The organism is Enterobacter sp. 61D5, from assembly GCF_034107965.1.
Taxonomy (GTDB): Bacteria; Pseudomonadota; Gammaproteobacteria; order Enterobacterales; family Enterobacteriaceae; genus Enterobacter; species Enterobacter cloacae_M.
This window is the reverse complement of record NZ_JAWNFK010000003.1, coordinates 264858-286132: the sequence shown is the minus strand read 5'-3', so window position 1 is coordinate 286132 and position 21275 is coordinate 264858. Positions and strand designations below refer to the sequence as shown.

20 protein-coding genes are annotated in these 21275 nt (G+C 54.6%); 12 read left to right on the top strand and 8 right to left on the bottom strand.

Annotation, left to right across the window (positions count from 1 at the left end; translation table 11 throughout):
* The first annotated feature begins 322 nt into the window (after positions 1-322).
* On the top strand, positions 323-1030 hold the full coding sequence (locus UTM25_RS02965) for a FadR/GntR family transcriptional regulator (RefSeq protein WP_023309775.1): 708 nt from the start codon (positions 323-325) through the stop codon (positions 1028-1030).
* Positions 1027-2460 carry a multidrug transporter subunit MdtD gene (mdtD, locus tag UTM25_RS02960; RefSeq protein ID WP_194401456.1) on the top strand — a complete coding sequence of 478 codons (1434 nt, stop codon included), beginning with the start codon at positions 1027-1029 and terminating at the stop codon, positions 2458-2460. The genes UTM25_RS02965 and mdtD overlap by 4 nt, the downstream gene beginning before the upstream one ends.
* Here mdtD and rbsR read toward each other — a convergent pair.
* From rbsR to kup, 7 genes are all read right to left on the bottom strand, one after another.
* Complete coding sequence (gene rbsR / locus UTM25_RS02955) at positions 2426-3418, bottom strand: ribose operon transcriptional repressor RbsR (protein WP_072162366.1); 993 nt, start codon at positions 3416-3418, stop codon at positions 2426-2428. The genes mdtD and rbsR overlap by 35 nt on opposite strands.
* A 3-nt stretch (positions 3419-3421) precedes the next feature.
* On the bottom strand, positions 3422-4351 hold the full coding sequence (rbsK, locus tag UTM25_RS02950; protein ID WP_109846535.1) for a ribokinase: 930 nt from the start codon (positions 4349-4351) through the stop codon (positions 3422-3424).
* Positions 4352-4457: 106 nt separating this feature from the next.
* Positions 4458-5348 carry a ribose ABC transporter substrate-binding protein RbsB gene (rbsB, locus tag UTM25_RS02945; RefSeq protein ID WP_023333911.1) on the bottom strand — a complete coding sequence of 297 codons (891 nt, stop codon included), beginning with the start codon at positions 5346-5348 and terminating at the stop codon, positions 4458-4460.
* 27 nt (positions 5349-5375) lie between these two features.
* The gene (rbsC, locus tag UTM25_RS02940) at positions 5376-6341 is read right to left on the bottom strand and encodes a ribose ABC transporter permease (RefSeq protein ID WP_006808742.1); all 966 of its coding nucleotides are present in this window, start codon (positions 6339-6341) and stop codon (positions 5376-5378) included.
* Positions 6342-6345: 4 nt separating this feature from the next.
* A complete protein-coding gene (gene rbsA / locus UTM25_RS02935; RefSeq protein WP_045354605.1) occupies positions 6346-7851 on the bottom strand; it encodes a ribose ABC transporter ATP-binding protein RbsA in 1506 nt (501 codons plus the stop codon).
* A 7-nt stretch (positions 7852-7858) separates the two neighbouring features.
* Positions 7859-8278 carry a D-ribose pyranase gene (gene rbsD / locus UTM25_RS02930; RefSeq protein WP_194401457.1) on the bottom strand — a complete coding sequence of 140 codons (420 nt, stop codon included), beginning with the start codon at positions 8276-8278 and terminating at the stop codon, positions 7859-7861.
* A 197-nt stretch (positions 8279-8475) separates the two neighbouring features.
* Positions 8476-10344, bottom strand: a complete 1869-nt coding sequence (kup, locus tag UTM25_RS02925) for a low affinity potassium transporter Kup (RefSeq protein ID WP_023309781.1) — start codon at positions 10342-10344, stop codon at positions 8476-8478.
* 222 nt (positions 10345-10566) lie between these two features.
* Here kup and ravA point away from each other — a divergent pair, with 222 nt between their 5' ends.
* On the top strand, positions 10567-12063 hold the full coding sequence (ravA, locus tag UTM25_RS02920) for an ATPase RavA (protein ID WP_023309782.1): 1497 nt from the start codon (positions 10567-10569) through the stop codon (positions 12061-12063).
* Positions 12057-13508, top strand: coding sequence for an ATPase RavA stimulator ViaA (viaA, locus tag UTM25_RS02915; RefSeq protein WP_126786546.1), 1452 nt, complete (start codon positions 12057-12059; stop codon positions 13506-13508). Before ravA ends, viaA begins: the two co-directional genes overlap by 7 nt.
* Here viaA and asnA read toward each other — a convergent pair whose 3' ends face one another.
* A complete protein-coding gene (gene asnA, locus UTM25_RS02910) occupies positions 13509-14501 on the bottom strand; it encodes an aspartate--ammonia ligase (protein ID WP_047646767.1) in 993 nt (330 codons plus the stop codon).
* Between the two features lie 151 nt (positions 14502-14652).
* On the opposite strand from asnA, the gene asnC reads away from it, so the two are divergent.
* The 8 genes from asnC (at position 14653) to atpF (ending at position 21275) form a co-directional block, all read left to right on the top strand.
* Positions 14653-15111 (top strand): transcriptional regulator AsnC, encoded by a 459-nt coding sequence (gene asnC, locus UTM25_RS02905; protein ID WP_023333916.1) that lies wholly within the window; start codon positions 14653-14655, stop codon positions 15109-15111.
* A 90-nt stretch (positions 15112-15201) separates the two neighbouring features.
* The gene (gene mioC / locus UTM25_RS02900; RefSeq protein WP_194401458.1) at positions 15202-15651 is read left to right on the top strand and encodes an FMN-binding protein MioC; all 450 of its coding nucleotides are present in this window, start codon (positions 15202-15204) and stop codon (positions 15649-15651) included.
* Between the two features lie 374 nt (positions 15652-16025).
* Positions 16026-17915 (top strand): tRNA uridine-5-carboxymethylaminomethyl(34) synthesis enzyme MnmG, encoded by a 1890-nt coding sequence (gene mnmG / locus UTM25_RS02895; RefSeq protein ID WP_014072433.1) that lies wholly within the window; start codon positions 16026-16028, stop codon positions 17913-17915.
* A gap of 107 nt (positions 17916-18022) precedes the next feature.
* Positions 18023-18646, top strand: a complete 624-nt coding sequence (gene rsmG, locus UTM25_RS02890) for a 16S rRNA (guanine(527)-N(7))-methyltransferase RsmG (RefSeq protein WP_194401459.1) — start codon at positions 18023-18025, stop codon at positions 18644-18646.
* Between the two features lie 616 nt (positions 18647-19262).
* Positions 19263-19643: a F0F1 ATP synthase subunit I gene (gene atpI / locus UTM25_RS02885; protein ID WP_008500194.1), complete on the top strand. Its 381-nt coding sequence runs from the start codon at positions 19263-19265 to the stop codon at positions 19641-19643.
* Positions 19644-19651: 8 nt separating this feature from the next.
* Positions 19652-20467: a F0F1 ATP synthase subunit A gene (gene atpB, locus UTM25_RS02880; RefSeq protein ID WP_008500193.1), complete on the top strand. Its 816-nt coding sequence runs from the start codon at positions 19652-19654 to the stop codon at positions 20465-20467.
* Between the two features lie 49 nt (positions 20468-20516).
* Positions 20517-20756 (top strand): F0F1 ATP synthase subunit C, encoded by a 240-nt coding sequence (gene atpE, locus UTM25_RS02875; protein ID WP_000429386.1) that lies wholly within the window; start codon positions 20517-20519, stop codon positions 20754-20756.
* A 48-nt stretch (positions 20757-20804) separates the two neighbouring features.
* A complete protein-coding gene (gene atpF / locus UTM25_RS02870) occupies positions 20805-21275 on the top strand; it encodes a F0F1 ATP synthase subunit B (protein ID WP_014072436.1) in 471 nt (156 codons plus the stop codon).

Genomic DNA, 21275 nt, shown 5'->3' with positions numbered 1-21275 from the left:
TGTTAAAGAGCAGTGCCGCTTTGCTTTTCGCTGCGGCGCGGGGTGTGCATATTACGCTTTCCCGCTTCAGAGTCAAGCGTTTATTTTCGCTTTTCTCTGCTGACCCGGCGGCGTGTGTGCCGTTGTTCCGTGTCAGTGGAGGCGCATTATAGGGAGTTATTCCGACGTGACAAGAGGAAATTTAAAAAAAGTTTCCATCCGCGTTTTTTTTCACCAACAGAGGTGAAATCGAGCTACAAATTGTTCTATTTGATGTATCTGCAACCACAATCACATTCGAGGTGGCATAATTATCAGCATGAATCTTTAAGGAATAAAAGCGATGCCATTAAGCGCACAACAGCTGGCCGCCCAAAAAAACCTGTCGTACGTGCTGGCAGAAAAGCTGGCTCAGCGGATTTTAGCGGGTAAATATGCCCCGGGCAGCATCCTGCCGGGTGAGATGGAGCTGGGTGAGCAGTTTGGGGTGAGCCGTACCGCCGTTCGCGAAGCGGTGAAAACCCTGACGGCAAAAGGCATGGTGCTTCCACGCCCTCGCATTGGCACACGCGTGATGCCACAGAGTAACTGGAATTTTCTCGATCAGGAGCTGCTCTCCTGGTGGATGACGGAAGATAACTTTCACCAGGTCGTCGATCACTTTCTGGTGATGCGCAGCAGCCTTGAACCTCAGGCATGTCTGCTTGCCGCCACGCTAGGAACCGCAGAGCAGAAAGCACAGCTTAACGCGCTGATGGAAGAGATGGTGTTCCTGAAAAAGCACTTCAACCGCGAACGCTGGGTTGAGGTTGATATGGCCTGGCATGAACACATCTATATGATGAGCGCCAATCCGTTTCTCACCTCTTTTGCCTCTTTATTTCATTCGGTGTATCACACCTACTTTACCTCTATTACACAAAACGAAGTGGTAAAACTGGATTTGCACCAGGCGATAGTTGATGCCATCCAGGAAAGCGACGGGCAGCGAGCCCTGAGTGCGTGCCAGGCATTGCTGGCCGCGCCAACCCACCAGCAGGTAAATAAATGACAACGAAAAAAGCGCGCAGCATGGCCGGATTGCCGTGGATTGCAGCCATGGCGTTTTTTATGCAGGCACTGGATGCCACCATCCTCAACACAGCGCTTCCCGCTATTGCGCAAAGCCTTAACCGCTCCCCGCTGGCGATGCAGTCCGCCATCATCAGCTACACCCTGACGGTCGCAATGTTAATTCCGGTCAGCGGCTGGCTGGCCGACCGCTTTGGCACCCGCAGAGTTTTCATGCTGGCTGTAACACTCTTTACGCTCGGTTCGCTGGCCTGTGCGCTCTCCTCATCCTTAACGGAGCTGGTTATCTTTCGCGTATTGCAGGGCATTGGCGGCGCGATGATGATGCCGGTGGCGCGTCTTGCCTTGCTGCGAGCCTACCCCAGGAGCGAACTGCTTCCCGTGCTCAACTTCGTCACCATGCCGGGCCTGGTTGGCCCGATTCTTGGCCCGGTACTCGGTGGCGTATTTGTCACCTGGGCAAGCTGGCACTGGATCTTCCTGATTAATATTCCAATTGGCGTTGCGGGGCTGCTGTATGCCCGCAAATATATGCCGAACTTCACCACGCCAAGGCGCAGCTTCGACATGGGAGGCTTTTTCCTGTTTGGCCTGAGCCTGGTGTTATTCTCCAGCGGAATGGAGCTGTTTGGCGAGAAGATCGTCGCGACGTGGTTAGCGCTCTCCGTTATCCTCGGCGGTATTCTGTTATTCCTTCTTTATATACGTCACGCGCGCCGTCACCCGACGCCGTTAATCTCCCTGGGGCTCTTTAACACCCGAACGTTTTCCGTTGGGATTGCAGGGAACATTGCGTCTCGTCTGGGGACGGGCTGTGTGCCGTTCCTGATGCCATTGATGCTGCAGGTGGGTTTCGGCTACCCGGCCCTGATTGCTGGCTGCATGATGGCGCCCACGGCAATGGGCTCGATTCTGGCAAAATCAACCGTGACACAGGTGCTGCGCTGGTTTGGCTATCGTAAGACGCTGGTTGGCGTGACGGTCTTTATCGGTCTGATGATTGCGCAGTTCTCGCTGCAATCCGCCGCGTTACCCGTCTGGATGCTGATCCTGCCGCTGTTTGTGCTGGGCATGGCGATGTCGACGCAGTTCACGTCGATGAACACCATCACCCTCGCCGACCTGACTGACGAGAACGCCAGCAGCGGCAACAGCGTGCTGGCGGTAACGCAACAGCTGTCGATCAGTTTAGGGGTTGCCGTGAGTGCAGCGGTGCTGCGGTTTTATGAAGGTTTTGACAGCACAAATACCGTTGAGCAGTTCCACTATACCTTTATCACCATGGGCGCACTTACCGTGGTATCGGCGCTGGTCTTTATGCTGTTAAAACCGAAAGATGGCCGAAACCTGATTAAAGAGCGTCACAAAGAGAAAGCTAAACCGAACCGCGTTCCATCAGAACAGGAGTAAGCTGCAGGCGTTGCTGTTGCAGCGTGGGCTGCGCCATACGGTGGATCAACACATCGATGGCCAGCTCGCCCAGTTCATCCTTCGGCTGATGGATCGTGGTCAACGGCGGCGTCATGTAGCTGGCCAGTTCGATATCGTCATAGCCAATCACCGCCATATCATCAGGCACGCGTAGCCCCGCCTGATACAACGCCTGGTAGGCACCAAACGCCATCGCGTCGTTACCAATAAACACCGCCTGCGGACGCGGCTTTAGCGCCAGCAGTTTCTGCATCGCCTCGAAACCGCCGTTAAATTCAAAATCACCGGTGATCCGGTAGCCATCAGGAATGGCAAGGCCCGCTCGCTCCATAGCGGAGAGATACCCTTCCAGACGCAAACGCGCCGGAGTTTTATCCAGCGGCCCCGTAATACAGGCAATGCGAGTGTGTCCTTTATCAATCAGGTGCTGAGTCGCCATATCACCGCCCAGCAGGGAGTTATCCTGAATGAGATCGCTGGTTCCGTCGAACGGCGCCCAGTCCATCATCACGGTGGGAATTGAAGGATAACGCTGGATGATCTCTTTCGAGGGCTGGTGCGTTTCGGTGCAGAGCAGCAATAGTCCGTCGACGCGTTTTTGCATCAGCGTTTCCAGGTTACGATTCATGCGCTGCTCGTCGCCCTCGGTATTGCACAGCACCAGGCTGTAGCCACGCTCGAAGCAGCTGCGCTCCACGCCGCGAACCAGTTCTGAATAAAAGGGATTGGTACTCGCGGTGATCAGCATACCGATGGTGCGCGTCTGGTTGAGCTTAAGGCTGCGCGCCAGCGCAGACGGCGCATAGTTGAGTTCTTTTACCGCAGCTTCAACTTTCTCCCTAATCGCCTCGCTGACGAAGCGATCGTTGTTTATAACGTGGGAGACCGTCGAGGTAGAAACGCCCGCCATGCGGGCGACATCTTTCATTGTGGCCAAGCGTTACCCCTGCTGACTTAAGAATTCATCGATCTCTTTACGCCACGGAACGGAAGGCTGGGCGCCTTTGCGCGTCACCGCAATCGCGGCAGCAGCGTGTGCGAAGCGAATAGCGTCATCCATTCTCTTGCCTTCCAGCAGCGCGGTGACCAGTGCACCGTTAAAGGTATCTCCCGCTGCGATGGTATCAATCGCTTTGACCTTAAAGCCCGGCACGCGACGGCCTTCGCCATTGACGCTTGCCCACACGCCACGGCTACCAAGGGTGATAATCACGGTGCCGATGCCCTTATCATGCAGTGCACGCGCGGCTCGCGCGGCATCGTCATCATTTTCTACGCGAATGCCCGTCAGCTTTTCGGCTTCGGTTTCGTTCGGCGTAATGATGTCCACCAGCGCCAGCAGCTCGTCTGATAATACACGGGCTGGGGCCGGGTTAAGTACGACAGTGGTATGATTTTCATGCGCAATTTTCGCGGCGGCCAGCACGCTTTCAACCGGTGACTCCAGTTGCATGAGCAGGGCTTCCGCTCCTGCGATGATGACACGTTGCGCTTCTACGCGCTCCGTCGTCAGCGCAGCGTTAGCACCCGCATGAATACCGATGACATTCTCACCTTCAGCATTGACGAAAATCAGCGCCACGCCGGTCGATTCCCCTGCAACAACGCTGACCGGTGCGATATCAATATTGTCGCTCGCCAGCTGTTTGCGTACGCGCTCACCGGTATCGTCATCACCCGTGCAGGCGATAAACGCAATATTCGCCCCGCTACGACCGGCAGCGACGGCCTGGTTGGCGCCTTTACCGCCAAATGCCACCTGATACTGGTTACCCGTGACGGTTTCGCCCGGTGCAGGGAACGATTCAAGGTTAAGAATGTGATCGGCATTGATACTGCCAAGGACGACGAGGTTGCCTGCGGTTTTCATGGTTGGGTTGTCCATCTGAGAGCGCCACCGGTGTTACCCGGTGGCGTATGCCACACTTTTCTTTATTGGTGTCCCTCAGGCAGCCAGCGACTGCCTGATCCGCCTTTTACTGCTTGATGACCAGCTTCAGGTCAACTGGGTATTTAGCCTGAACTTTTTCGCCCTTCAGCACTTTGTCGGCAGTTTCAACGCCAGTGGCGCCAATCTGCTCAGGCAGCTGAGCGATGGTCGCAGCCAGTTTGCCATCGTTTACTGCTTTTTCACCATCCGGCGTGCCGTCAAATCCGACAACCATCACATCAGATTTACCTGCGGTCTGCAGGGCACGCAGCGCGCCGAGCGCCATTTCGTCGTTCTGTGCGAACACGGCCTGCACGTCAGGGTGCGCGGTCAGCAGGTTCTGCATAACGTTCAGACCTTTAGTACGGTCGAAGTCTGCCGGCTGGCTGGCCAGCACGTTGAATTTGTGTGCAGCCACAGCCTGCTGGAAGCCTTCACCACGCTCGCGAGCTGCGGAAGTTCCGGCAATCCCCTGCAGTTCGATAACTTTCGCGCCTTCGCCGGCTTTCTTCGCGATGTAATCACCGGCGATTTTACCGCCCAGCACGTTATCAGAGGCAATGTGGCTGACCACCTCACCTTTAGACGCCTGACGGTCCAGGGTGATCACCGGGATCTTCGCCTGGTTTGCCATCTTCACAGCGTTGCCTACGGCATCAGAATCGGTTGGGTTGATCAGCAGAATTTTGGTGCCGCGAACGGTTAAGTCCTGAACGTTAGCCAGCTCTTTCGCCGGGTTGTTCTGTGAATCCAGCACCACCAGGTTGTAGCCCAGTTTATCCGCTTCTTTCTGCGCACCGTCCTTCAGGGAGACGAAGAACGGATTGTTCAGGGTAGAGACAACCAGCGCGATGGTGTCTTTCGCCATGGCGTTAGCACTTACGGTTGCGCTCAGCGCGACAGCAGAAACCAGGGTAGCCAGTTTTTTCATGTTCATATCTAAGATGTCCTGTAGTGTCGTCAGTTACTGTTTTTTGTTGTCTACCAGTACCGCCAGCAAAATCACCACTGCCTTAACGATCATCTGGTAATAGGAGGAAACACCTAACAAATTCAAACCATTATTCAGGAAACCAAGAATCAGTGCGCCGATCAATGTCCCAACAATGCGACCTTTACCGCCCGCAAGACTCGTACCGCCCAGAACCACTGCCGCGATAGCATCCAGCTCATACCCCGTACCCGCCGTCGGCTGCGCGGAGGAGAGGCGCGCCACTTCGATGATACCTGCCAGCGATGCCAGCAGACCGCACAGGGAGTAAACGATAATTTTGACTTTATTAACGCTGATACCGGACAGACGTGTTGCCGCTTCGTTACCGCCCAGCGCGTAGATATAACGACCCAGACGGGTGTGGTGCAGCATGTACCACGCCGCCAGGAAGACGATAGCCATGATCCAGACCGGGGTCGGAACACCCAGCGGGCGACCGATACCGAACCAGCCAAACAGATCCGCATTATCGGTAAAGCCGGTATTAACCGGGCTGCCGTTGGTGTACACCATGGTGACACCGCGCAGCAGCAGCATCATCACCAGCGTGGCGATGAATGCCTGAACGCGGCCTTTTGCGACAATCACACCGGTTACGGCACCAATCGCCGCGCCTGCCGCCAGGGCAGCGGCCACGGCCACCAGCGCGTTGACTTCAATGCCGACAATCGAAGCGGCGATCGCGCCGGTAAGCGCCAGCAGGGAACCGACGGACAGATCGATACCTGAGGTCAAAATCACCAGCGTCATGCCGACCGCCATAATGGCGTTCACCGATGTTTGCTGCAGAATGTTGAACAGGTTATTAACGGTGAAAAAGTTCGGGCTCATGGTCGACACAATCGCGATCAGCACCAGCAGGGCAATCAGCGATTTTTGTTCCATCAGCCATGCCTTTGTGAAATAGCGGCGACCAGAAACAGCCTGGGTAGTCATCTTCTTACTCCTGATTCACGCGATTAAGCTTGCCCACAGCGGCAGCCATCAGAACTTCCTGGGTGGCCTGCTCGCGAGTGAATTCACCGCCGAGATGCCCTTCATGCATGACGATAATGCGATCGCTCATGCCTAATACTTCTGGCATCTCGGAAGAGACCAGAATGATGCTCAGACCGTCGGCCTTGAACTGGTTAATCAGCTGATAGATCTCTTTCTTCGCGCCCACGTCTACGCCGCGGGTTGGCTCATCGAGGATCAGCACTTTCGGGCGCGTCATCAGCCCGCGCGCAATCGCCACTTTCTGCTGATTACCGCCGGACAACAGGCCAATCGCCTGCTCCATCGACGGGGTTTTGACGTTAAAGAGGCGGATAAAATCGCTCACCGCCTGCTGCTCATCTTTATGCTTCAGACTACCGCCGCTATGGCTGAAATAGCGCAGCGCGGTAAGCGACATGTTCTCTTTAACTGACATCCCCAGCACCAGGCCGTCGCGTTTGCGGTCTTCGGAGATATAAACGATGCCGTTCGCCAGACCATCCTGCGGAGAGCGGGTGACCACTTCATGACCGTCGAGGGTGACATAACCGCTGGTGCGCGGCAGTGCGCCGTACAACACTTTCATCAGCTCGGTACGCCCGGCCCCCATCAGGCCCGCCACGCCCAGGATCTCGCCCTGGCGCAGGGTAAAGGTCACGTCGTTCACACCCGGACCGCAGAGGTTGTCCACCTTCAGGCGGATCTCACCCGGCGCTTTATCCAGATGCGGATACTGATCTTCGAGCTTGCGTCCCACCATCATTTCGATGAGCGTATCTTCGGTCAGCGTGGCGACTTCGCGCTCGGCAATAAACTGCCCGTCGCGGAAGACGGTGACGTCATCGCAGATTTCGAAGATCTCTTTCATGCGGTGAGAGATATAGACAATCCCGCGCCCCTGCGACTTCAGCTCGCGGATCACGCGGAACAGGGATTCCGTTTCGGTATCGGTCAGGGCGTCGGTCGGTTCATCCATAATGATGACCTTCGACTCAAAGCTCAGCACCTTCGCGATTTCCACCATCTGCTGATCGCCAATGGAGAGATCGCCCACCAGGCGGTCGCTCTTAAAGCGCAGGTTCAGTTTCGCCAGGAGCTTATCCGCTTCGGCATACATGGTTTTCCAGTCGATTTTGCCGAACCGGTTAACAAACTCGCGGCCGAGGAAGATGTTCTCCGCAATGGTGAGCTGCGGGATCAGGTTCAGCTCCTGGTGAATAATACCGATCCCGGCTTCCTGAGAGGATTTTGGGCCATTGAAGGTGGTCTCTTTCCCCAGCCAGACGAGTGAACCGGCGTCGCGTTGATAGATACCGGTCAGCACTTTCATCATGGTGGATTTGCCGGCACCGTTTTCGCCAACCAGCGCCATCACGCGCCCGGGGTAGACGTTCAGCGCCGCACCGGAGAGGGCTTTTACGCCCGGGAACGACTTATCGATCCCTTTGAGTTGCAGTAATGCGTCCATGTTGGCCTCAGAAGGTGACGCCAGCACAGAGAATGATATTCGCATACGGGGAACACTCCCCGCTGCGAATCACCGCCTGACTGTCTGCGGTTTGTTGTTTGAACTGTTCGTGCTTCGTGTAACGAATTTCTATGGTGTTTCCCTGGTGTTGTTGCAGTTGCTCAATATGGCTGAGCAACGTTTCGTGGAGTTGCGGATTATGTTGTTTGATTTCCGCCGCGAGAATGGCTGCCTCAACCTGCATCTCCGCCGTCACGACTTCCAGTACCTGCATAAACGAGGGTACGCCCTGCGTTAACGCCATATCGATACGGGTTGTGCTGCGCGGAACCGGTAAGCCTGCATCGCAAACCACCAGCGTATCGGTATGCCCAAGACGGGAAATAACCGATGAGATTTCTGAGTTGAGTAACGTGCCTTTTTTCATTTTCTTGCTCCACTAGCGAAACGTTTCGCTGACATCAGTTTAATCTCAAGAATGTTCAGAAAACCATCATGACGTAACAGATTTGTGATCGACGTCGAAACGTTTCGCTAAGTGAAATGCAGAGACAATTATTGTGGGTTGGCGGGGGGTTTGGTAGGCCGGGTAAGCGAAGCGCCACCCGGCATTTTCAGAAGGGATTAGATCTCGACCTGCGTTCCCAGCTCAATCACGCGGTTAGGCGGGATCTCAAACTGGTCAGGCGCGCGCAGGGCGTTACGCTGCAGGATGAGGTACAGCTTGCCGCGCAGGCGCAGATACCACGGACGCTTGCCAATGATCAGCGACTCGTGCGACATAAAGAACGACGTCTCCATCATCCGGCAGCTCAGCCCTTCCAGGCCGCAGCGGTGGAACACCTCTTCCACGTTTGGCGTTTCGCGCCAGCCGTAGCTTGCCACCACGCGCCAGAAGGTCGGAGACAGTTGCTCAATCTGCACGCGACGCACGTTGTGAACATACGGCGCATCTTCGGTGCGCAGCGTCAGCAGGATCACGCGCTCGTGCAGCACTTTGTTGTGCTTGAGGTTATGCATCAGCGCGAACGGAATGACGTTCAGCGCGCGAGACATGTATACCGCGGTACCCGGCACGCGAACCGGCGGGGATTTCTCCAGAGAGGCGATCATCGCCTCAAGAGAGTTCCCGTGCTCGTGCATGCGGCGCAGCAGGCGGAAGCGCTCGCTTTTCCAGGTGGTCATGACAATGAACATCACCAGACCCAGCGTCAGCGGCAGCCAGCCACCGGAGACAATTTTGTCGAGGTTCGCTGAGAACAGCGGCACGTCGATACACAGGAAGCCCACCAGAATCATCGCCACGAGGAATTTATTCCAGTGCCAGTTTCGGTACGCTACCGTGGTGGAGAGCAGCGATGTCAGCACCATCGTACCGGTTACGGCAATACCGTACGCCGCCGCCAGGTTACTGGAGTGCTCGAAGCTGACGATAACAATAACAACAGCGAAATAGAGGAGCCAGTTAACGAACGGGATGTAGATCTGGCCCGACTCCATCTCTGAGGTATGGATGATGCGCATTGGCGAGAGATACCCCAGACGCACGGCCTGACGCGTCAGAGAAAACACGCCGGAAATCACCGCCTGGGAGGCAATGACGGTCGCCAGCGTCGCCAGGATCAGCATCGGCACCAGCGCCCAGTCGGGCGCCAGCAGGAAGAACGGGTTCTTGATCGCTTCCGGGTTTTTGAGCAACAGCGCGCCCTGACCGAAGTAGTTCAGCACCAGCGACGGCAGCACCACAATAAACCATGCCACGCGGATAGGCAGTTTCCCGAAGTGGCCCATGTCAGCATACAGCGCTTCCACACCGGTGATGGAGAGCACGACGGCCCCCAGCGCCACGAAGGAAACCACTTTGTATTCGAGGAAGAAATGCACCGCCCAGTAAGGGTTCAGCGCATGCAGCACTTCCGGGTTCGCGATAATGCTGCGTAAACCAAGCGCCGCCAGGATCAGGAACCAGGCCAGCATAATCGGCGCGAACAGTTTACCCACCAGCCCTGTACCGTGCTTCTGGATCATGAACAGCAGCGTCAGGACAATAATGGCCAGCGGAACCACCCATGAATCAAGCTGCGGAGCGATAATCTCCAGCCCCTCAATCGCCGACAGCACCGAGATAGCCGGCGTTATCACTACTTCCCCGTAGAAGAAACTGCCGCCAATCAGGCCGATAATGACCAGCACAGAGGTCATCCTGGCCGAGGTATTACGCCCGGCAAGAGACATCAGGGTCAGGATCCCACCTTCACCTGCGTTATCAGCACGCATAACGAAGGAGAGATATTTAACGGAAACCACCAGGATCAGCAGCCAGAAAATGAGGGACAGGAAGCCAAACACGGCATCGCGTTCAACACCAAAACCAAACTGGCCGGACAGACATTCACGAAGCGTATAAAGCGGGCTGGTGCCGATATCACCGTAGACAACCCCGATCGCCGCAAGCGTTATTGCGGGTAATGATTGCTTATTATCAGTGCTCATAGACTAGTCTTTTCGTTTAAATAACAAATGTGTTCCCGGTCCCTTGGCCCACAAAAAGCGCACAGTATGCACGATTCATTGCAAAATCGTACCCCTAAATGCAACCGCATTAATGTAGCGCAAAGAAAATTGCGCCGCACTTCAGTCTATTACCAGCCCTGACTGAAACGTCTATACTCGCTTCAATTGGCCGCCACGACGGCGAAAGGATGCAAAACTATTATGGCTCACTCACATTTATTAGCAGAAAGAATTTCCCGCCTCAGCAGCGCGCTGGAGAAAGGCCTTTTCGAGCGTAGCCACGCCATTCGCCTCTGTTTACTGGCGGCGCTGAGCGGTGAGAGCGTGTTTTTGCTGGGACCGCCGGGCATTGCCAAAAGCCTGATTGCCCGCAGGCTAAAATTTGCTTTTCAGAACGCCCGCGCCTTCGAATATCTCATGACCCGGTTTTCCACCCCAGAAGAAGTTTTTGGCCCGCTCTCCATTCAGGCATTGAAAGATGAGGGGCGCTATCAGCGTCTGACTGAAGGGTATCTTCCGGAGGCTGAGATTGTTTTTCTCGATGAGATCTGGAAAGCGGGGCCAGCTATTCTGAACACCCTGCTCACGGCGATAAACGAACGTCGGTTCCGTAACGGCGCCAGTGAAGAGAAAATCCCGATGCGCCTGCTGGTGGCCGCCTCTAACGAACTGCCTGAAGCCGACAGCAGTCTGGAAGCGCTGTATGACCGTATGCTTATCCGTCTGTGGCTGGACAAAGTGCAGGATAAGTCCAACTTCCGCTCCATGCTGGTCAGCCAGCAGGATGAAAGTGAAAACCCGGTATCCGCTTCGCTGCAGGTGACGGATGAGGAGTATCACCAGTGGCAGCAGGATATCGGCAAAATCAAACTGCCAGACGCCGTCTTCGAGCTGATCTATCTGCTGCGCCAGCAGCTTGATCTCATTCCTTCAGCGCCCTATGTCTCCGATCGCCGGTGGAAAAAAGCGATCCGCCTGCTGCAGGCGAGCGCCCTGTTCAGCGGGCGTGATGCCGTTGCGCCAATCGATCTGATCCTGCTCAAAGATTGCCTCTGGCACGATGCAGAAGGCATGAACCTGATGCAGCAACAGCTTGACGTTTTGATGACCGGACACGCCTGGGGGCAGCAGGCAATGCTTAACCAGCTGGGGGCGATTGCCCAGCGGCGCATCCAGCTCCAGCAGCAGCAAAGTGATAAAACCGCGCTGAAAGTGAATCGCCTTGGGGGCATGTTCGCCCGCAAACCGCACTACGAGCTTCCCGCAGATCTGACCGGCGCAACGCTAACGTTGCTGCTTCAGCAGCCGCTTAAACTGCATGATATGCAGGTGGTGCACATTACGATTGAGCGCGAGGCGCTGGCGCAGTGGCTGGATAAGGGCGGAGAGATCCGAGGAAAACTCAACGGCATTGGTTTCGCGCAGCCGCTGAATATGGAAGTGGACAGTAGTCAGCACCTGGTGATCCGTGACGTCAGCCTCCAGGGATCGCGTCTTGCGCTGCCGGGAACCGCTTCGGATAGCGTGCCGGAAGAGATCAAGCAGCAGCTGGAAGCGCTGGATACCGAATGGCATCAGCAGCACACCCGCTTTAGCGAGCAGCAAAAATGCCTCTTTATTCATAGCGACTGGTTAGGTCGCATCGAAGCCAGCCTGCAGGACGTCAGCGCGCAGATCAAACAGGCGCGTCAATGCTAACGCTGGATACGCTTAACGTCATGCTGGCCGTCAGCGAGGAGGGGTTGATCGAAGAAGTGGTCATCACCCTTCTGGCGTCGCCGCAGCTGGCGGCCTTTTTTGAAAAATTTCCAAAGCTTAAAAAGGCGATGACGGACGATCTTCCCCGCTGGCGGGAAAATTTGCGTCAGCGGTTCAGGGAGACCGAAGTTCCGCCTGAGTTAACGGAAGAGGTGGCCTGCTATCAGCAGTGCCAGCGGCTCTCCACGTCGCAGTTTATCGTCCAGCTCCCACAAACCCTGGCGTTGCTCGATAACGTCCACTCTCCGTTTGCCAGCCAGGCCCGGGCACTGGTCACGGATAACGCCACCTTTACACCCGCACTGCATACCCTCTTCTTACAGCGCTGGCGCCTCAGTCTGGTGGTTCAGGCCACAACGCTGAACCAGCAGCTGCTGGATGAAGAGCGTGAACAGCTGCTCAGTGAAGTTCAGGAACGTATGACGCTGAGCGGCCAGCTAGAACAGGTGCTGGTGGAGAATGAAAACGCCGCCGGACGTCTCTGGGATATGAGCGCCGGTCAGCTCCGACGCGGGGATTATCAGCTGATCGTCAAATACGGCGATTTTCTGGCGCAGCAGCCGGAGCTGATGAAGCTTGCAGAACAGCTGGGTCGCTCAAGGGAGGCAAAATCGGTCCCAAAGAAAGATGCCCCGATGGAAACCTTCCGCACCCTGGTGCGCGAACCGGCTACCGTGCCGGAGCAGGTCGACGGGCTCCAGCAGAGCGATGACATTTTACGCCTGCTGCCCACGGAGCTGAGCACGCTGGGGATGACCGAGCTGGAGTATGAGTTTTATCGTCGGCTGGTGGAAAAACAGCTTCTCACCTACCGACTGCACGGCGAAGCCTGGCGCGAGAAAGTCAGCCAACGGCCGGTCGTCCATCAGGATTTTGATGAACAGCCGCGCGGGCCATTCATTGTTTGCGTGGATACGTCCGGTTCGATGGGCGGGTTTAACGAGCAGTGCGCGAAGGCCTTCTGTCTGGCACTGATGCGCGTGGCGCTCGCCGATCGCCGTCGCTGCTTCATCATGCTCTTCTCCAGCGAGGTGGTGGGCTATGAGCTGACGAACCAGCAGGGGATCGAGCAGGCAATCCGCTTTCTGAGCCAGCGCTTTCGCGGCGGCACGGATCTGGCCAGCTGCTTTCGCAGCATTGTGGAACGTATGCAGGGAGGCGACTGGTACGACGCTGACGCGGTGGTGATTTCCGATTTTATTGCCCAACGGCTGCCGGATGACGTAGTGAATAAGGTGAAGGAATTACAGCGGGTGCACCAGCACCGTTTTCATGCGGTGGCGATGTCCGCCCATGGAAAACCCGGCATCATGCGCATCTTCGATCATATCTGGCGCTTTGATACCGGGCTGCGTAGCCGCCTGCTCAGACGCTGGCAGCGTTGATTACAGAAGAGAACCGACGCTTTCACGCACCTGCTGCGGCCAGACGCCACACTGAACCTGACCGATATGGGGTAATTGCAGCAGCAGCATGGTCAGACGGGACTGGCCGATACCGCCGCCGATCGTCTGAGGCATTTCACCGCGCAGCAGCGCCTGGTGCCACTCGAGTTTGAGACGATCTTCATCACCGGTGACCGCCAGCTGGCGCTTCAGCGCGTCAGCATCCACGCGGATCCCCATAGAAGAGAGCTCAAATGCGTCTTCCAGTACCGGGTTCCACACCAGAATATCGCCGTTCAGCCCGGCAAATTCGCCCTCACCCGCAGTGCTCCAGTCATCATAATCCGGCGCGCGAACGTCGTGGCGTTTGCCATCAGACAGCTTGCCGCCGATACCGATCAGGAATACTGCACCTAATTCTTTAGCGATCGCACGCTCGCGACCTTTAGCATCGAGATCCGGGAAGCGGCTCAGCAGCTCCTGACTGTGAACAAAGTGGATCGTATCCGGCAGGAACGGTGCCAGACCAAACTCTTTGCTCACGGCCGCTTCGGTTGCTTTGATCCCGGCGTAGATCGCCTCAACGGTGGATTTCAGCGTACCGACGTGGCGTTCACCATCCCCCATTACGCGCTCCCAGTCCCACTGGTCAACGTAAACGGAATGAATCGGAGAAAGGCGGTCTTCGTCGGGACGAAGGGCTTTCATGTGCGTGTAGAGCCCTTCGCCGGCGCTGAAGTCGTGTTGTCCCAGAGTTTGACGCTTCCACTTCGCCAGGGAATGAACCACTTCGAACTGGGCGTCTGGCAGTGTTTTCACTTTCACCTGTACCGCTTTTTCGCATCCAGAGAGGTTATCCTGCGTCCCGTCACCCACGCGGCTCAGAATCGGCGCCTGAACTTCAATAAGGCCAAGCTTCTCTTCCAGCTGGCGGGAAAAATGGGATTTTACGAAACTGATCTGGCGTTGTTTTGCGATGTAAGCGGTTTTCATTATTTATACTCCTGCGTCCTGTTGATATTGATTAAGCAACAGAAATGGCATCATATTCAATAACTCATCAACAAAAAGCCACCTTCACTTTTGATTCGATAAAATTAAACGCTAGAATAGGGTGATTCATTAATCTTCATAAGAAAAAACTATGGAAAATTATCAGATCGACAATCTCGACCGCGGCATTCTGGAGGCGTTAATGGCCAATGCCCGTACCGCCTACGCCGAGCTGGCAAAACAGTTTGGCGTCAGCCCGGGAACCATTCACGTCCGCGTAGAGAAGATGAAGCAGGCGGGGATCATTACCGGCGCACGCATTGACGTCAGTCCTAAACATCTGGGTTACGACGTCTGCTGCTTCATCGGCATAATTCTTAAAAGCGCCAAAGACTACCCTTCCGCCCTGGCGAAGCTGAACGCGCTGGATGAAGTCACCGAGGCGTATTACACCACCGGGCATTACAGCATCTTTATTAAAGTCATGTGCCGATCCATCGACGCCCTCCAGCAGGTACTTATCAACAAGATCCAAACAATCGATGAAATTCAATCCACCGAGACGCTGATCTCCCTGCAAAACCCGATCATGCGTACCATCCGCCCGTGATCGGGCAAATTCATTCCCACATTTTCCACAGGTAGATCCCAGCTCGTTCACAGCGTACAATGGCCGTCTCTTTATCTGGGCGAGCGATCAATGGCGGACATAACCCTTATCAGCGGCAGCACCCTTGGTGGTGCGGAATACGTAGCGGAGCACCTGGCTGAAAAGCTGGAAGATGCGGGCTTTTCTACTGAAACCTTGCACGGTCCGTTGCTTGAAGATCTCCCGACTGACGGGGTCTGGCTGCTGATCACCTCCACGCACGGCGCGGGCGATCTGCCGGATAACCTGCAACCTTTATATGACGAACTGCTGGAGCAGCAGCCCGACCTGTCAAACGTCCGTTTTGGCGCGGTGGGGATCGGCAGTCGTGAATATGACACCTTTTGCGGGGCAATAGAGAAAGTTGAAGCCGCTGTTACCTCTTGTGGAGCAAAACAGCTGGGTGAAACGCTCAAGATCAACATCCTCGATCATGACATTCCGGAGGATCCAGCCGAGATCTGGCTCGCGGGATGGAAAAATTTACTCAAAAACGATTAAAGATCGCGCGAACAGATGTGGATAACTCTGGTTAAAAGCTCGTATTAACCCGTAGTTATCCAAAGAACAACTGTTGTGTTGTTTTTGACCTGTGTATAAAGTCGCGATCTGATCCCAGCTTATACTGTCCAGGATCACCGATCATTCACAGCAAACGATCCTTTCTAACTGCATGATCTTCATTGTGAGATCGGACTTATCCACACAGGTTCGCGATCCTAATAAGAGATCACAATAGAACAGATCTCTAAATAAAAAGATCTTCTTTTTAATAGCCCAGGATCCCAATGCTTTCTCGAAAGACTAAAGTTGAGTAGAATCCACGGCCCGGGCTTCAATCCATTTTCATACCGCTTTACGCGAGGCAGACCACCATGTTTTATCAGGATCCTTTTGACGTCATCATCATTGGCGGGGGTCATGCAGGCACTGAGGCCGCAATGGCCGCAGCGCGTATGGGTCAGCAGACCCTGCTTTTGACACACAATATCGACACGCTGGGACAAATGTCCTGTAATCCGGCGATTGGCGGCATTGGGAAAGGACACCTGGTAAAAGAAGTGGATGCACTTGGCGGCCTGATGGCGAAAGCGATCGATCATGCTGGCATTCAGTTTAGGATACTAAACGCGAGTAAAGGTCCCGCCGTGCGTGCGACCCGAGCTCAGGCAGACCGCGTGCTTTACCGTCAGGCTGTGCGCACAGCCCTGGAGAACCAGCCGAACCTGATGATCTTCCAGCAGGCGGTTGAAGATCTTATCGTTGAGAACGATCGCGTCGTAGGTGCCGTGACCCAGATGGGTCTCAAATTCCGTGCGAAGGCCGTGGTGCTGACCGTGGGCACATTCCTTGACGGTAAAATTCATATCGGTCTGGATAACTACAGCGGTGGCCGTGCTGGCGATCCGCCGTCTATTCCCCTGTCTCGCCGTCTGCGTGAACTGCCGCTGCGCGTTAGCCGCCTGAAAACCGGTACGCCGCCGCGTATTGATGCGCGCACCATTGATTTCAGCGTGCTGGCGCAACAGCACGGTGATAATCCGATGCCGGTGTTCTCGTTCATGGGCAATGCGGCTCAGCATCCGCAGCAGGTACCGTGCTACATCACGCATACCAACGAGAAAACCCATGACGTGATCCGCAATAACCTCGATCGCAGCCCCATGTATGCCGGCGTGATCGAAGGGATCGGCCCACGCTACTGTCCGTCGATCGAAGACAAAGTGATGCGCTTCGCCGATCGTAACCAGCACCAGATCTTCCTGGAGCCGGAAGGGCTGACCTCTAATGAAATTTACCCGAACGGCATCTCCACCAGCCTGCCGTTCGATGTACAGATGCAAATTGTTCGCTCAATGCAGGGGATGGAGAATGCGAAAATCGTTCGTCCCGGCTACGCTATTGAGTACGATTTCTTCGATCCGCGCGACCTGAAGCCAACCCTGGAAAGCAAATTCATCCACGGTCTGTTCTTCGCGGGGCAGATTAACGGCACCACCGGCTACGAAGAAGCGGCTGCACAGGGCCTGCTTGCCGGTCTGAACGCCGCGCGCTTCTCCGCTGAGAAAGAGGGCTGGGCACCAGGCCGTTCTCAGGCGTATCTGGGCGTGCTGGTTGACGATCTCTGCACGCTGGGTACCAAAGAACCGTACCGTATGTTTACCTCTCGCGCGGAATATCGCCTGATGCTGCGTGAAGATAACGCCGACCTGCGTCTGACCGAAATGGGCCGCGAGCTGGGTCTGGTCGATGACGAACGCTGGGCGCGCTTCAACGAAAAGCTGGAGCGCATTGAACAGGAACGTCAGCGCCTGAAAACCACCTGGGTGAATCCGCAGGCGGAAACCGCTGCCGAAGTAAACGCTCACTTAACCGCGCCGCTGTCTCGTGAAGCCAGCGGGGAAGATCTGCTGCGCCGTCCTGAAGTCACCTACGAGAACCTGGTCAAACTGACCGCGTTCGCGCCGGGGCTGGAAGACGCTGAAGCGGCAGAGCAGGTTGAGATCCAGGTGAAGTACGAAGGTTACATCGCGCGTCAGCAGGATGAGATCGAAAAACAGCAGCGTAACGAAAACACGCTGCTGCCGGAAATGCTGGACTACCGCCAGGTGACGGGCCTTTCCAACGAAGTGATCGCCAAGCTGAACGATCACAAACCGGTATCGATCGGCCAGGCATCCCGTATCTCCGGCGTCACGCCTGCAGCGATTTCGATCCTGCTGGTCTGGCTGAAAAAGCAGGGCATGCTGCGCCGCAGCGCGTAATGCCCAGAACATTGCCCGGTGGCGCTGCGCTTACCGGGCCTGATGAACCCGTAGGGCGGGTAAGCGAAGCGCCACCCGCCACCTAAGTTTTCCAACAGGTATTCACCGTGCTCAACAAACTCTCTCGTCTGCTGGATCAGGCAGGTATTTCGCTCACCGATCACCAGAAAAATCAGCTGGTGGCCTATGTCGATATGCTGAACAAATGGAACAAAGCGTACAACCTGACCTCAGTACGTGACCCCAACGAGATGCTGGTACGCCATATTCTCGATAGCATCGTGGTTGCCCCGTGGCTGAAAGGTGAGCGTTTTATCGACGTGGGTACGGGACCTGGTTTACCGGGCGTTCCGCTGTCGATTGTTCGCCCTGAGAGCCAATTCACGCTGCTGGACAGCCTTGGCAAGCGCGTGCGCTTTTTACGTCAGGTACAGCATGAGCTGAAGCTTGAAAACATCACGCCCGTGCAGAGCAGGGTAGAGGAGTTCCCGGCAGAGCCGCCGTTTGACGGTGTTATCAGCCGCGCGTTTGCTTCGCTCAATGATATGGTGAGCTGGTGTAAGCACTTGCCGGCAGAGAATGGCCGCTTTTATGCGCTGAAAGGTCAGTTGCCAGGCGATGAGATTGAACAGCTCCCGGACGGTTTTGCTGTTGAATCCATCGAGAAATTACACATTCCTCAGCTCGATGGGGAGCGTCATCTGGTGATAATTAAGCCAAACAATTTTTAAAAAATTAATAAAAAATGTGGAATTTGTGCTGTTCTTCGCATGTTAAAAAACAGCACAACTACCGGGGATTTACCGGTGAGCTTTTAACCTCTTTTTCACTAAGGTTTTTCTTCTGGTTAACCTGGCTACTTTTATTCACCGAGAAGATAGTCATCTGTGAAAATATAAGTCTGCTAAAAGTGGGAGGCAGTAACCAGAACGCAATGTTAATTGTTTATTAAGAATGTCAATAAAACGTTTTTATTGTGTACTGGGCTGTTTTGAAAATAGTTACGACGTTTTGCTTTTAATTTCATAAAGATAAATTTATGCGATTTGCGCCTTTGATAAATACAACCTTATCGCAAATGTGTGTTTTGTGATCTCGTGCACGCTTTATCGCCAACGTTTTCGCGCTGTTTGCAGTTTTAGTCGAAGGTTGACGCTTTCAGCGAAAGTTAAAAAATAGCGGTGGGGAAAAATATTTAAACATTTATTCACCTTTTCGCTACTTAATGTTTGAAATCACGGGTGCGCACCGTATAATTTGACCGCTTTTTGATGCTTGACTCTGAGCCTTAAAGGACGTTTTATACGACACGCGGCATACCTCGAAGGGAGCAGGAGTAAAAACGTGATGTCTGTGTCGCTCTTGAGTAGAAACGTTGCTCGTAAGCTTCTGTTCATTCAGTTTCTGGCTGTGATAGCAAGTGGACTGCTGTTTAGCCTCAAAGACCCCTTCTGGGGCATCTCAGCCGTGTGCGGGGGTTTGGCGGTTGTGCTGCCAAACGTGTTGTTTATGATTTTTGCCTGGCGTCATCAGGCGCATACACCCGCCAAAGGCCGCGTGGCCTGGTCCTTCGCCCTCGGCGAAGTGTGTAAGGTGTTGCTGACCTTTGCTCTACTGGTGATGGCGCTGGCGGTTTTGAAAGTGGTCTTCATGCCGCTGATAGCAACGTGGGTTTTGGTGCTGGTGGTACAAGTTCTGGCTCCAGCTGTAATCAATAACAAAGGGTAAAAGGCATCATGGCTTCAGAAAATATGACGCCGCAGGATTACATAGGTCACCATCTGAATAACCTTCAGCTGGACCTGCGTACATTCTCGCTGGTGGATCCACATAACCCCCCGGCCACCTTCTGGACGATCAACATCGACTCCATGTTCTTCTCGGTGGTTTTGGGTCTTCTGTTCCTGGCCATGTTCCGCGGTGTTGCTAAACGAGCGACCAGCGGTGTACCAGGGAAATTCCAGACCTTCATCGAAATGATCATCGGCTTCGTCCATGGTAGCGTCAAAGACATGTACCATGGTAAGAGCAAACTGATTGCTCCGCTGGCCCTGACCGTGTTCGTTTGGGTCTTCCTGATGAACCTGATGGACCTGCTGCCAATCGATCTGCTGCCGTTTATCGGCGAGCACATCTTCGGCCTGCCAGCGCTGCGTGTTGTACCGTCTGCGGACGTGAACATCACCCTGTCGATGGCGCTGGGCGTATTTATCCTGATTCTTTTCTACAGCATCAAAATGAAAGGCGTAAGCGGCTTTGTGAAAGAGCTTACCTTGCAGCCGTTCAACCACTGGGCGTTTATTCCGGTCAACCTGATCCTGGAAGGCGTTAGCCTGCTGTCCAAACCTGTTTCACTGGGTCTGCGACTGTTCGGCAACATGTATGCGGGTGAGCTGATTTTCATTCTGATCGCGGGTCTTCTGCCGTGGTGGTCACAGTGGGTTCTGAATGTGCCTTGGGCCATTTTCCACATCCTGATCATTACGCTGCAAGCCTTTATCTTCATGGTTCTGACGATCGTCTATCTGTCGATGGCGTCTGAAGAGCACTGATTTTTTACCAACACTACTACGTTTTAATTGAAACAAACTGGAGACTGTCATGGAAAACCTGAATATGGATCTGCTGTACATGGCTGCCGCTGTGATGATGGGTCTGGCGGCTATCGGTGCTGCGATCGGTATCGGCATCCTCGGGGGCAAATTCCTGGAAGGCGCAGCGCGTCAACCTGATCTGATTCCTCTGCTGCGTACTCAGTTCTTTATCGTTATGGGTCTGGTGGATGCTATCCCAATGATCGCTGTAGGTCTGGGTCTGTACGTGATGTTTGCTGTCGCGTAGTAGTAGTTTTAAAACCCTAAGCCACAGAAATTAAAGAGGTATTGTGCTGTGAACATGAACGCAACAATCCTCGGCCAGGCCATCGCGTTTATTCTCTTTGTCTGGTTCTGCATGAAGTATGTATGGCCGCCTTTAATGGCTGCCATCGAAAAACGTCAGAAAGAAATTGCTGACGGTCTGGCTTCCGCAGAACGCGCTAAGAAAGATTTGGACCTTGCACAGGCCAACGCGACAGACCAGCTGAAAAAAGCGAAAGCTGAAGCTCAGGTAATCATTGAACAGGCTAACAAACGCCGTTCTCAGATCCTGGACGAAGCCAAAGCTGAAGCAGAACAGGAACGTACTAAGATCGTGACACAGGCTCAGGCAGAAATTGATGCTGAGCGTAAACGTGCTCGTGAAGAACTGCGTAAGCAGGTTGCGATTCTGGCTGTTGCTGGCGCCGAGAAGATCATCGAACGTTCCGTGGATGAAGCTGCTAACAGCGACATCGTGGACAAACTTGTCGCTGAACTGTAA